Here is a 12,047-nt window from a genome sequence, read left to right on the forward strand (position 1 = left end):
TTAAATGAGCGAGAAACGTTGATGTCGAATTCTTATGACTCCTCCAGTATCAAAGTCCTGAAAGGACTGGATGCGGTGCGTAAGCGCCCGGGTATGTATATCGGCGATACGGATGACGGCACCGGTCTGCACCACATGGTATTCGAGGTGGTAGATAACGCTATCGACGAAGCGCTCGCGGGTCACTGTAAAGACATTATTGTCACCATCCATGCCGACAACTCTGTCTCCGTACAGGATGATGGACGCGGCATCCCGACCGGTATTCACCCGGAAGAAGGCGTATCGGCGGCGGAAGTGATCATGACCGTTCTGCACGCAGGCGGTAAATTCGACGATAACTCCTATAAAGTCTCCGGCGGTCTGCACGGTGTGGGTGTCTCCGTGGTGAACGCCCTGTCGCAGAAACTGGAACTGGTTATCCAGCGCGATAACAAAATCCACCGTCAGATCTACGAGCACGGCGTTCCGCAGGCACCGCTGGCAGTCACTGGCGATACCGATAAAACCGGTACGATGGTGCGTTTCTGGCCGAGCCACGAAACCTTTACTAACGTCACGGAGTTCGAATACGAGATTCTGGCGAAGCGTCTGCGCGAACTGTCATTCCTGAACTCTGGCGTCTCTATTCGCCTGAAAGACAAGCGCGATGGTAAAGAAGACCATTTCCACTATGAAGGTGGCATCAGGGCGTTCGTTGAGTATCTGAACAAGAACAAAACGCCAATCCACCCGAATATCTTCTATTTCTCCACCGAAAAAGACGGTATCGGCGTGGAAGTTGCACTGCAATGGAACGACGGCTTCCAGGAAAACATCTACTGCTTTACTAACAACATTCCGCAGCGTGACGGCGGTACGCACCTGGCAGGTTTCCGTGCGGCGATGACCCGTACCCTGAACGCCTACATGGACAAAGAAGGCTACAGCAAAAAAGCGAAAGTCAGCGCTACCGGTGATGATGCCCGTGAAGGTCTGATTGCCGTGGTGTCCGTGAAGGTGCCGGATCCGAAGTTCTCCTCGCAGACCAAAGATAAACTGGTCTCCTCTGAGGTGAAATCGGCGGTAGAACAGCAGATGAATGAACTGCTGAGCGAATACCTGCTGGAAAACCCGTCTGACGCCAAGATTGTGGTCGGTAAAATTATTGATGCGGCCCGTGCCCGTGAAGCAGCCCGCCGTGCGCGTGAAATGACGCGTCGTAAAGGGGCGCTGGATCTGGCGGGTCTGCCTGGCAAACTGGCGGACTGTCAGGAACGCGACCCGGCGCTGTCCGAACTGTACCTTGTGGAAGGGGACTCCGCGGGCGGCTCTGCAAAACAGGGGCGTAACCGCAAGAACCAGGCGATTCTGCCGCTGAAGGGTAAGATCCTCAACGTAGAGAAAGCGCGCTTCGACAAGATGCTCTCTTCGCAGGAAGTGGCGACGCTGATCACCGCGCTCGGTTGCGGTATCGGTCGTGACGAGTACAACCCGGACAAACTGCGCTATCACAGCATCATTATCATGACCGATGCGGACGTCGATGGCTCGCATATTCGTACGCTGTTGTTGACCTTCTTCTATCGTCAGATGCCAGAAATTGTTGAGCGTGGCCATGTCTACATTGCCCAGCCGCCGCTGTATAAAGTGAAGAAAGGCAAGCAGGAACAGTACATTAAAGACGATGAGGCGATGGACCAGTACCAGATCTCCATCGCGCTGGACGGTGCTACGCTGCACACCAACGCCAGCGCACCGGCGCTGTCTGGTGAAGCGTTAGAAAAACTGGTTTCTGAGTACAACGCCACGCAGAAAATGATTGGTCGTATGGAGCGTCGCTTCCCGAAAGCAATGCTGAAAGAGCTGGTGTATCAGCCGACGCTGACTGAAGACAATCTTTCAGACGAGCAGACCGTGAGCCGTTGGGTGAACGCGCTAATTACCGAGCTGAATGAGAAAGAGCAGCACGGTAGCCAGTGGAAATTCGATATCCAGCACAATACGGAACAGAATCTGTTTGAACCGATCGTGCGTGTGCGTACCCACGGTGTGGACACCGACTACGCGCTGGATCACGAGTTTGTAACGGGTGCGGAATACCGCCGTATCTGCACGCTGGGTGAAAAACTGCGCGGCCTGATGGAAGAAGATGCCTTCATCGAACGTGGCGAACGTCGTCAACCGGTTGCCAGCTTCGAACAGGCGCTGGACTGGCTGGTGAAAGAGTCACGTCGTGGTCTGGCCATTCAGCGTTATAAAGGTCTGGGCGAGATGAACCCGGATCAGCTGTGGGAAACCACCATGGATCCGGAAAGCCGTCGCATGTTACGCGTTACCGTGAAGGATGCGATTGCTGCTGACCAGTTGTTCACCACGCTGATGGGCGACGCCGTAGAACCACGTCGTGCGTTTATCGAAGAGAACGCCCTGAAAGCGGCAAATATCGATATCTAATCCCTGCTATAGGCCGGATAAGGCGGTTTTACGCCGCCATCCGGCAAGATCCTGCGTGATGCCTGATGGCGCTTTGCTTATCAGGCCTACAATTGATCGTCAAAAGGGGAATCGTGATTCCCCTTCTTATCCCCCTTTTCGCTGCTGTTTTTTGAGCGGAATCGCGTTAGCATGAGTCAGGACTCATTGAATGCGGGGAATTCATGGCTATCAAACTCATTGCTATCGATATGGATGGCACCCTTCTGTTACCCGATCACACCATTTCACCGGCGGTTAAACGTGCGATTGCCGCAGCCCGTGAAAAAGGGGTAAACGTGGTACTGACCACCGGTCGTCCGTATGCGGGTGTACACAGCTATCTGAAAGAGCTGCATATGGAACAACCCGGCGACTACTGCATTACCTATAACGGTGCGCTGGTGCAGAAAGCGGGCGATGGTAGCACTGTCGCACAAACCGCGCTGAGCTATGACGATTACCGCTATCTGGAAAAACTCTCCCGCGAGGTCGGCTCGCACTTCCACGCGCTGGACCGTACCACGCTGTATACCGCAAACCGTGATATCAGCTATTACACCGTACATGAATCCTATGTCGCGACCATTCCACTGGTGTTCTGCGAAGCGGAAAAGATGGATCCGCAAACCCAGTTCCTGAAAGTGATGATGATTGATGAGCCCGCGATCCTCGATCAGGCCATCGCCCGTATTCCGGCAGAAGTGAAAGAGAAATATACCGTGCTGAAAAGTGCGCCGTACTTCCTCGAAATCCTCGATAAACGCGTCAATAAAGGCACTGGTGTGAAATCACTGGCTGATGCGCTGGGCATCAAACCGGAAGAAATTATGGCGATTGGCGATCAGGAAAATGACATCGCGATGATCGAGTATGCCGGGCTTGGGGTAGCGATGGATAACGCCATTCCCCTGGTGAAAGAGATTGCCAACTTTGTCACCAAATCAAATCTGGAAGATGGCGTTGCGTATGCCATTGAGCAGCACGTCCTGAAGTAATCCCTCTGGATGGTTTGCCATGACCCGCGTTGATCGCGGGTTTTTTATCCCCGCCGTTTACTCCTCATAACATTTTCATTACCGATTGTCGTTTTTGTGATCTAAATTGTAGTACAACATATCTATGTTGTACTACATTGAGCGCATCGCAACACTGTATAGCATCACGTTAGTACTACAAAAGTGAGGCGAATTTCAGCGATAACGGTAAAGTAGAGAGGACCATCCAGAGCACAAGGACTCTCCATGACTCTCAATAAAACCGATCGCATCGTGATCACGCTGGGCAAACAGATTGTCAGCGGTAAATACGTACCGGGTGCCGCACTCCCTGCGGAAGCGGAGCTGTGTGAGGAGTTTGAAACCTCACGCAATATCATTCGCGAAGTGTTCCGCTCGCTAATGGCAAAGCGGCTGATTGAAATGAAGCGTTATCGTGGCGCCTTTGTCACATCGCGGAATCAGTGGAATTACCTCGATACCGACGTGTTGCAATGGGTACTGGAAAACGATTACGACCCGCGGCTCATCAGTGCGATGAGCGAGGTCCGAAATCTGGTGGAACCCGCGATTGCCCGCTGGGCAGCGGAACGCGCGACCTCGAGTGATTTGGCTGAAATTGAATCGGCGCTCAATGACATGATCGCCAACAATCAGGATCGGGAGGCCTTTAATGAAGCGGATATCCGCTATCACGAGGCGGTATTGCAGTCAGTGCATAACCCGGTTTTGCAACAGCTGAGCGTGGCAATCACTTCGCTTCAACGGGCGGTATTTGAACGGACCTGGATGGGCGATGAAGCCAACATGCCAAAAACGCTCCAGGAACATAAGGCGCTATTCGATGCGATACGGCATCAGGATAGCAATGCGGCAGAGCAGGCGGCCCTGACCATGATCGCCAGCTCGACACGAAGGTTGAAGGAAATCACATGACAGCTCGCTACATCGCAATTGACTGGGGATCGACCAATTTGCGTGCCTGGCTTTACCAGGGCGACAAATGCCTGGAAAGCAGGCAATCAGAAGCAGGCGTTACGCGTCTGAACGGTAAATCCCCTGAGGCGGTGTTAGCAGAAGTCACACAAAACTGGCGCGACAGCGCCACACCGGTGGTTATGGCCGGAATGGTCGGTAGCAACGTGGGCTGGAAGATTGCCCCGTATCTGCCGGTTCCTGCCTCTTTCGCTGCCATTGGTGAGCAGTTAACGCCCGTTGGCGACAATGTCTGGATTATTCCTGGCTTGTGTGTTTCGCGCGACGATAACCACAATGTGATGCGCGGCGAAGAGACACAACTGCTCGGCGCACGCACGCTTTCTCCTTCTTCTGTCTATGTCATGCCGGGGACGCACTGCAAATGGGTGCAGGCTGACGCAGAGCAAATTCACGATTTTCGTACCGTGATGACCGGTGAACTACACCATTTGCTCCTGCAACACTCGCTGGTGGGCGCTGGTTTGCCGGAACAGCAAACCTCTTCAGACGCCTTTGCCGCCGGGCTTGCGCGCGGGATCGACTCCCCTGCCGTTTTGCCACAACTTTTTGAGGTTCGTGCCTCGCACGTGCTGGGAAATCTCCCGCGCGAGCAGGTCAGTGAGTTTCTCTCTGGCCTGTTGATTGGCGCAGAGGTCGCCAGCATGCGTGATTTCATCGCGCACGAGCAGACCATCACGATTGTCGCAGGCGCATCGCTGACATCACGCTATCAGCAGGCGTTCCACGCCATGGGGCGTGACGTTTCCGCGGTCCCCGGCGATACGGCATTTCAGGCAGGTATAAGGAGCATCGCCCATGCAGTGGCAAACTAATCTTCCGCTTATTGCGATTTTGCGCGGCATTACCCCCGAGGAGGCGCTTGAGCACGTTGGCGCAGTGATCGACGCCGGATTTGACGCGGTGGAGATCCCGCTTAACTCCCCCGAGTGGGAAAAGAGCATTCCGGCCGTGGTGGATGCGTTTGGCGATAACGCGCTGATCGGTGCCGGAACGGTATTACAACCGGAGCAGGTGGATCGCCTGGCGAAGATGGGCTGTCGGCTCATTGTGACGCCAAATATCAATGCGGAGGTCATTCGCCGTGCGGTGGGTTACGGCATGACGGTCTGTCCGGGATGCGCCACCGCCACAGAAGCCTTTACCGCGTTGGATGCTGGCGCGCAGGCGCTGAAAATTTTCCCGTCATCGGCCTTTGGACCGGATTACATCAAAGCGCTGAAAGCGGTATTACCCGCCAGTGTACCGGTCTTTGCCGTGGGCGGCGTAACGCCAGACAACCTGGCGCAGTGGATGAAAGCCGGGTGTGTGGGTGCGGGACTGGGCAGCGATCTGTATCGCGCCGGGCAGTCCGTAGCGCGCACCGCGCAGCAGGCGGCAGCATTTGTTAAGGCATATCGAGAGGCAGTGAAATGAAAATAACCAAACTCACCACGTACCGTTTACCTCCACGTTGGATGTTCCTGAAAATTGAAACCGACGAAGGCGTTGTTGGTTGGGGCGAGCCGGTGATTGAAGGCCGCGCCCGTACCGTCGAAGCGGCGGTGCATGAACTGGGCGATTACCTGATTGGTCAGGACCCGGCGCGCATTAATGACCTGTGGCAGGTAATGTATCGCGCAGGTTTCTACCGCGGCGGCCCGATACTGATGAGCGCCATCGCTGGCATCGACCAGGCATTGTGGGATATCAAAGGTAAAGTGCTGAACGCGCCGGTCTGGCAACTGATGGGCGGCCTGGTACGCGACAAAATCAAAGCCTACAGCTGGGTTGGCGGCGATCGTCCTGCGGAAGTGATCGACGGCATTAAGCAATTGCGGAATATCGGCTTTGACACCTTCAAGCTCAACGGCTGCGAAGAGATGGGCGTGATTGATAATTCACGGGCGGTCGATCGCGCGGTCAACACCGTGGCGCAAATCCGCGAAGCCTTTGGCAATGAAATTGAGTTTGGTCTGGATTTCCACGGACGCGTCAGCGCGCCGATGGCGAAAGTGCTGATTAAAGAGCTGGAGCCTTATCGCCCGCTGTTTATTGAAGAGCCGGTGCTGGCGGAACAGGCAGAGTACTACCCGAAACTGGCGGAACAGACCCATATTCCGATCGCGGCGGGTGAACGTATGTTCTCGCGCTTCGAGTTTAAACGGGTGCTGGAAGCGGGCGGGCTGGCGATTTTGCAGCCGGACCTGTCACATGCGGGCGGTATTACCGAGTGTTACAAAATTGCCGCGATGGCGGAAGCTTATGATGTGGCGCTAGCCCCGCACTGTCCGCTGGGACCGATTGCGCTGGCAGCGTGTCTGCATGTCGACTTTGTTTCACGTAATGCCGTGTTCCAGGAACAGAGCATGGGGATTCACTATAACAAGGGCGCGGAACTGCTCGACTTTGTGAAAAACAAAGACGATTTCAACATGGAAGGCGGGTTCTTTAAACCATTAATGAAGCCGGGCCTTGGCGTGGATATTGATGAAGCCAAAGTCATTGAGCTAAGCAAAAATGCGCCGGACTGGCGTAATCCGCTGTGGCGTCATGAGGATGGTTCGGTCGCCGAGTGGTAAATGCGCGTCATACTTCGCGCTGGTGGTGCGTTGGCTGCGTTTTCTTACCCCGGTCACATACTTTTGTATGCTCCCGGGGATGCGAAAACTAGCCGCCTTCCCCCAGCACGAATTATTTAGCGCATTAGCGTAATTTTTTAATTTTAAAAATAAAACAAACACCCTCTGTAAATTACCGGGCATGGTGAGCGGCTTCGCTATGCCCTAAATCTGGAGACAGATTGCGATGGATATTCCAGTTACTGCTGCAAAAACCGGGCGTCGCCGTTACCTGACGCTGATTATGATCTTTATTACCGTGGTCATCTGTTATGTCGACCGCGCCAACCTTGCGGTGGCGTCGGCGCATATTCAGGAAGAGTTTGGTATTACGAAAGCGGAAATGGGCTATGTCTTCTCGGCTTTTGCCTGGTTGTATACCCTATGCCAGATCCCCGGCGGCTGGTTCCTTGACCGCGTCGGTTCCCGTCTGACCTACTTTATCGCGATATTTGGCTGGTCGGTGGCAACCCTCTTCCAGGGCTTCGCCACGGGGTTAATGTCGTTAATTGGCCTGCGCGCCATTACCGGGATATTCGAAGCCCCGGCCTTCCCCACCAACAACCGCATGGTGACGAGTTGGTTCCCCGAGCATGAACGTGCCTCCGCCGTCGGTTTTTATACCTCCGGACAGTTTGTCGGCCTGGCGTTCCTGACCCCGCTGTTGATCTGGATCCAGGAGATGCTGAGCTGGCACTGGGTGTTCATTGTCACCGGGGGGATTGGCATTATCTGGTCGCTGGTCTGGTTTAAAGTGTATCAACCGCCTCGTCTGACCAAAAGTATCACCAAAGCGGAACTGGACTATATTCGCGACGGCGGCGGCCTGGTGGATGGCGATGCACCCGTTAAGAAAGAGGCGCGTCAGCCGTTGACCAAAGCGGACTGGAAACTGGTGTTCCACCGTAAGCTGGTGGGCGTTTATCTGGGCCAGTTTGCCGTCACCTCGACGCTGTGGTTCTTCCTGACGTGGTTCCCGAACTACCTGACACAGGAAAAAGGCATTACCGCGCTGAAGGCGGGTTTTATGACCACCGTACCGTTCCTCGCGGCGTTCTTTGGCGTACTGCTTTCCGGATGGCTGGCGGATAAGCTGGTGAAAAAAGGCTTTTCGCTGGGCGTGGCGCGTAAAACGCCGATTATTTGTGGTCTGTTAATCTCCACCTGCATCATGGGTGCAAACTACACCAACGATCCGGTGTGGATTATGACCCTGATGGCGGTGGCGTTCTTCGGTAACGGCTTTGCTTCCATCACCTGGTCACTGGTCTCTTCGCTGGCGCCGATGCGCCTCATCGGCCTGACCGGTGGCGTTTTTAACTTTGTTGGTGGGCTGGGCGGGATTACGGTTCCGCTGGTGATTGGCTACCTTGCGCAGGACTATGGCTTTGGTCCCGCGCTGGTTTATATCTCAGCCGTTGCCCTGATTGGCGCGCTCTCTTACATCCTGCTGGTGGGTGATGTAAAACGCGTAGGTTAATACTCCTTTACCAGCCCGCCAGACGTTGTGGTGGGCTGGTCATCCTGGCTTAGCGGGATATGCGCGATGCCGCTTCGCATAATCGCGCTTCTCAATACGGGCGCAGTCAAACAACGACTCTTCAGGATTTTGCCATACAGTTTAACGCGCAGTTGGCGGGTGGCCTTCCGGTAAGCGCGGTTCCTCTCCGGCGCATCCAGCAGCAGAACAGCCTTGAGGATCTCCGCGCTATCCAGGGCGTAGCTAATCCCCTCCAGTGAACTGGCGCTGATGAACCCGGCGGCCTCGCCAATCAGAAATGCGTTATCTTCACCGCAGACGAAATCTGCCCAGCGTGACGGAAAGAGTACAGTACATTTCTCGCTTTTCACCGGTTCGCCGAAGCGGAACTGAAAGGCCGCCATTTTCTCTTTTAGCGCGTCAAAGCGCGCCAGGCCGTCTTTCATTGGATAAGCGCCGCCAAAGATGAAATAGCCGTCTTTGCTGATACTCCAGGAGTAACAATCCGTCACAGCGTTATCGAAAATGCAGGAATAAAACGGGACCGGATGACTTTCTGCGAACCACTGTTGGATGGCGACATATTTGCGAATCTGATGTTCCGGATAAAGATAGCGACGCACCAGCGAATTTGCTCCGTCGGCCCCCACCAGATAGCGGGCGGTAATCTGTTGCTCCCAACCGTCGGCGCGAAAAATCACGTGCCACTTCCCCTCTTCTCGCCAGATTTTTCGACACAGGCTGTCGTGATACACCTGTACCTCATCCGGGATCAGCGATTTCATCCATAAATCAAAGGCATGACGGTTGATGTTGATATAGCTGCGCTGGTAGTTGCGCGTCAGTGAGGTGTCGACATCCACCGTTTTAACGCTGAAAATTTGCGGATTGGCGATGACGTCCACTGGCAGCGTAATGCCGTCGCGAATAAACGAACGCTGTGCATCCGGTGCCAGTAAACCGCCGCAGGGTTTGGTGAATCCTTCTTTGCCGCAGTGACGTTTTTTATCCAGCGCAAGCACGCGCATTTTACCGCTCAATTTACGCGCCAGCGTTGCGCCGGCCGGGCCGAGACCGATAATCGCTACGTCGAAATGTTCCATCTTTTTGTCCGCAAAAAATGAAGATGGCACTACGCTAATGCCTGAAAGTGAAGTCCTTGTGAAGTATGATTGATGAAATTGTTCCTGACCTGAGTATCCCATGAAGCAAATCACCTTTACGCCGCGTAATCATCAGCTTACCAATACCCGGGCCTGGACGGCGGACAGCCGTTGGCTGGTGTTTGACGTTCGCCCGTCAGGAGCGTCTTTCACTGGCGAAACCATTGAAAGGGTGAATGTCCATACCGGTGAGCAGGAGGTGATTTATCGCGCGACGCAGGGAGCGCATGTCGGTGTGGTAACGGTGCATCCGCTGGCGGAGAAATATGTATTTATTCATGGGCCTGAAAACCCGGATGCGACGTGGCACTATGACTTTCATCATCGTCGCGGCGTGATTGCCGAACAGGGGAAAGTGACGAATCTGGACGCGATGGATATCACTTCACCGTACACGCCGGGTGCACTGCGCGGCGGCAGCCATGTTCATGTTTTCAGCCCGAACGGTGAGTTTGTCAGCTTTACCTACAACGATCATGTCATGCATGAACGCGAGCTGGCGCTGGATTTACGCAACGTGGGCGTCGCACTGCCTTATGGGCCGGTGACGGTGTCGGCGCAGCATCCAAGAGAATACAGCGGCAGCCACTGGTGCGTGCTGGTCAGCCAGACGACGCCCGAACCCACGCCGGGCAGCGATGAGATTTCTCGCGCCTACGAAGAGGGCTGGGTGGGAAATCATGCGCTGGCGTTTATCGGCGACACAATGTCTGAAAAGGGCGAGAAAGTACCGGAGCTGTTTCTGGTTGAACTCCCGCAGACGGAGGCGGGCTGGAAAATGCCAGGTGATGCCCCGCTGGAAGGTACGGATTCCACGCTGCCCGCACCGCCGCGCGGAGTGACACAGCGCCGCCTGACGTTCACCCATGCACGTCGTTTCCCAGGACTGGCAACGGTTCCGCGTCATTGGGTGCGCAGTAATCCGCAGGCGACGGAGATTGCGTTCCTGATGCGCGATGAGGCTGGTATCGTGCAACTGTGGTTGATTTCGCCACAGGGCGGGGAGCCCCGCCAGTTGACCCGTCATGCTACCGGGGTTCAGTCCGCGTTTAACTGGCATCCGTCAGGGAAATGGCTGGGATGTGTGGTAGATAACCGCATTGCCTGCTGTGATGCGCGCAGCGGAGAGATCACGTTTTTAACGCAGAATCACGGCACTCCGCCTTCTGGGGATGCTGTGGTTTTCTCGCCTGATGGTCAGTTTGTGGCGTGGATGGAAGATGTAGACGGTTTCCGTCAACTGTGGATGACAGAAACCGGGCGGTAATCAGGGGGCGGGCATTTTCGCCGGAGGGATCACGGAGTTGGTTATCCGTGTTCTCTCCTCGCTTCTTTCGACACGCGATCTGACTGAATTGTCTTTACGGAACAGATCCCACGGTAACAGGATCGTGTCCATTACTGCCGTAAAGGGCATATCCAGTATCGCCAGCGATTTGGTACCCCAGTTTGTCTCATCGTCACCTATCATCGTGGCGCTGGCGCGGGTGCCAGGATAAGTTCCCTCTTTACCACCGGTATGTGACATTACGCTGGAGCAACCACTCAGTAAAACCATCCCACTGCACATCATCAGCGTTAACAACACATTTCTTATCATGATTTATTCATCTGTTGATCATCGGTGTTTGCATGATGAGTTATAGCGATCCCTTGCCAGAAATAACATCCTCATCACATCGCACTGTGGCGGCTATCGCACTTTAACGATTAGTGCTGTCCCCACCCAGTCTATGCAATAGACAGCAAACTGCAAAAAAAAGTCAGCCTGGACGGCTTGAAATGTGCGTATTCAGACCCATTTTGATGTTGTAGGCAAATGAAGAGCACGCCTGATGGGTGTTCTGACTACCGGACCTGTCCATGATGGAAGGTCATTTAACTTCTCGCTGATTTCAGGAGCTATTGATTATGCGTAACTTTGATTTATCCCCGCTGTACCGTTCTGCTATTGGTTTTGACCGCCTGTTTAACCTGCTGGAAAGCAATCAGAGCCAGAGTAACGGCGGCTACCCTCCGTATAACGTTGAGCTGGTAGACGAAAACCATTACCGCATTGCCATCGCCGTTGCCGGTTTCGCCGAGAGCGAGCTGGAAATTACCGCACAAGACAACCTGCTGGTGGTGAAAGGCGCACATGCGGACGAGCAAAAAGAACGGACCTACCTTTACCAGGGTATCGCGGAGCGCAACTTTGAGCGTAAGTTCCAGTTAGCTGAGAACATCCATGTTCGCGGCGCGAATCTGGTCAATGGTCTGCTGTATATCGATCTTGAGCGCGTGATTCCGGAAGCGAACAAACCGCGTCGTATCGAAATCAATTAGTTCTGACGGGCCGCGTTGCGCGGCCTGTTAT

Annotated in this window: 11 protein-coding genes and 1 other annotated feature; of the genes, 9 read left to right on the forward strand and 2 right to left on the reverse strand. The window is 54.4% G+C overall.

Going from position 1 to position 12,047, the window contains the following annotated elements; all coding sequences use genetic code 11:
* Positions 1-21 precede the first annotated feature (21 nt).
* The 7 genes from gyrB (at position 22) to AOY24_RS18855 (ending at position 8,528) form a co-directional block, all read left to right on the forward strand.
* A complete protein-coding gene (gene gyrB / locus AOY24_RS18825; RefSeq protein WP_054177157.1) occupies positions 22-2,436 on the forward strand; it encodes a DNA topoisomerase (ATP-hydrolyzing) subunit B in 2,415 nt (804 codons plus the stop codon).
* 203 nt (positions 2,437-2,639) lie between these two features.
* A complete protein-coding gene (gene yidA / locus AOY24_RS18830) occupies positions 2,640-3,452 on the forward strand; it encodes a sugar-phosphatase (RefSeq protein WP_042998731.1) in 813 nt (270 codons plus the stop codon).
* 246 nt (positions 3,453-3,698) lie between these two features.
* Positions 3,699-4,388, forward strand: a complete 690-nt coding sequence (gene dgoR / locus AOY24_RS18835) for a D-galactonate utilization transcriptional regulator DgoR (RefSeq protein WP_042998730.1) — start codon at positions 3,699-3,701, stop codon at positions 4,386-4,388.
* The gene (locus AOY24_RS18840) at positions 4,385-5,263 is read left to right on the forward strand and encodes a 2-dehydro-3-deoxygalactonokinase (RefSeq protein WP_044256155.1); all 879 of its coding nucleotides are present in this window, start codon (positions 4,385-4,387) and stop codon (positions 5,261-5,263) included. The genes dgoR and AOY24_RS18840 overlap by 4 nt, the downstream gene beginning before the upstream one ends.
* Positions 5,247-5,864: a 2-dehydro-3-deoxy-6-phosphogalactonate aldolase gene (locus AOY24_RS18845; protein WP_042998728.1), complete on the forward strand. Its 618-nt coding sequence runs from the start codon at positions 5,247-5,249 to the stop codon at positions 5,862-5,864. Before AOY24_RS18840 ends, AOY24_RS18845 begins: the two co-directional genes overlap by 17 nt.
* Positions 5,861-7,009: a galactonate dehydratase gene (gene dgoD / locus AOY24_RS18850; protein ID WP_042998727.1), complete on the forward strand. Its 1,149-nt coding sequence runs from the start codon at positions 5,861-5,863 to the stop codon at positions 7,007-7,009. The genes AOY24_RS18845 and dgoD overlap by 4 nt, the downstream gene beginning before the upstream one ends.
* 226 nt (positions 7,010-7,235) lie before the next feature.
* Entirely contained in the window at positions 7,236-8,528 is a 1,293-nt protein-coding gene (locus AOY24_RS18855; RefSeq protein WP_042998726.1) for an MFS transporter, read from the forward strand.
* Here the strand turns inward: AOY24_RS18855 and cbrA are convergent.
* Positions 8,525-9,631, reverse strand: a complete 1,107-nt coding sequence (gene cbrA / locus AOY24_RS18860; RefSeq protein WP_054177164.1) for a colicin M resistance lipid reductase CbrA — start codon at positions 9,629-9,631, stop codon at positions 8,525-8,527. The two genes, AOY24_RS18855 and cbrA, sit on opposite strands and share 4 nt — an antisense overlap.
* A gap of 100 nt (positions 9,632-9,731) precedes the next feature.
* Here cbrA and AOY24_RS18865 point away from each other — a divergent pair, with 100 nt between their 5' ends.
* Entirely contained in the window at positions 9,732-10,958 is a 1,227-nt protein-coding gene (locus AOY24_RS18865) for a DUF3748 domain-containing protein (protein ID WP_054177158.1), read from the forward strand.
* Here the strand turns inward: AOY24_RS18865 and AOY24_RS18870 are convergent, their stop codons facing one another.
* On the reverse strand, positions 10,959-11,291 hold the full coding sequence (locus AOY24_RS18870; protein ID WP_042998724.1) for a YceK/YidQ family lipoprotein: 333 nt from the start codon (positions 11,289-11,291) through the stop codon (positions 10,959-10,961).
* A 243-nt stretch (positions 11,292-11,534) separates the two neighbouring features.
* Positions 11,535-11,609: a sequence feature (ROSE (Repression Of Heat Shock gene Expression) occurs in the 5'-region of heat shock genes and acts as an RNA thermometer to modulate expression.), on the forward strand.
* Between AOY24_RS18870 and ibpA the strand changes: the two genes are divergently transcribed.
* On the forward strand, positions 11,603-12,016 hold the full coding sequence (gene ibpA / locus AOY24_RS18875; RefSeq protein ID WP_042998723.1) for a small heat shock chaperone IbpA: 414 nt from the start codon (positions 11,603-11,605) through the stop codon (positions 12,014-12,016). It overlaps the preceding feature by 7 nt.
* Positions 12,017-12,047 lie beyond the last annotated feature (31 nt).

The sequence above is a fragment of the Citrobacter sp. CtB7.12 genome (assembly GCF_001297795.1).
GTDB classification, from domain to species: Bacteria; Pseudomonadota; Gammaproteobacteria; order Enterobacterales; family Enterobacteriaceae; genus Citrobacter_A; species Citrobacter_A amalonaticus.

Excerpts from the sequence above, each read along its gene's own strand:
- gyrB (WP_054177157.1), top strand. The coding sequence starts at position 22 with ATGTCGAATTCTTATGACTCCTCCAGTATCAAAGTCCTGAAAGGACTG.
- yidA (WP_042998731.1), top strand. The coding sequence starts at position 2,640 with ATGGCTATCAAACTCATTGCTATCGATATGGATGGCACCCTTCTGTTA.
- dgoR (WP_042998730.1), top strand. The coding sequence starts at position 3,699 with ATGACTCTCAATAAAACCGATCGCATCGTGATCACGCTGGGCAAACAG.
- AOY24_RS18840 (WP_044256155.1), top strand. The coding sequence starts at position 4,385 with ATGACAGCTCGCTACATCGCAATTGACTGGGGATCGACCAATTTGCGT.
- AOY24_RS18845 (WP_042998728.1), top strand. The coding sequence starts at position 5,247 with ATGCAGTGGCAAACTAATCTTCCGCTTATTGCGATTTTGCGCGGCATT.
- dgoD (WP_042998727.1), top strand. The coding sequence starts at position 5,861 with ATGAAAATAACCAAACTCACCACGTACCGTTTACCTCCACGTTGGATG.
- AOY24_RS18855 (WP_042998726.1), top strand. The coding sequence starts at position 7,236 with ATGGATATTCCAGTTACTGCTGCAAAAACCGGGCGTCGCCGTTACCTG.
- cbrA (WP_054177164.1), bottom strand. The coding sequence starts at position 9,631 with ATGGAACATTTCGACGTAGCGATTATCGGTCTCGGCCCGGCCGGCGCA.
- AOY24_RS18865 (WP_054177158.1), top strand. The coding sequence starts at position 9,732 with ATGAAGCAAATCACCTTTACGCCGCGTAATCATCAGCTTACCAATACC.
- AOY24_RS18870 (WP_042998724.1), bottom strand. The coding sequence starts at position 11,291 with ATGATAAGAAATGTGTTGTTAACGCTGATGATGTGCAGTGGGATGGTT.
- ibpA (WP_042998723.1), top strand. The coding sequence starts at position 11,603 with ATGCGTAACTTTGATTTATCCCCGCTGTACCGTTCTGCTATTGGTTTT.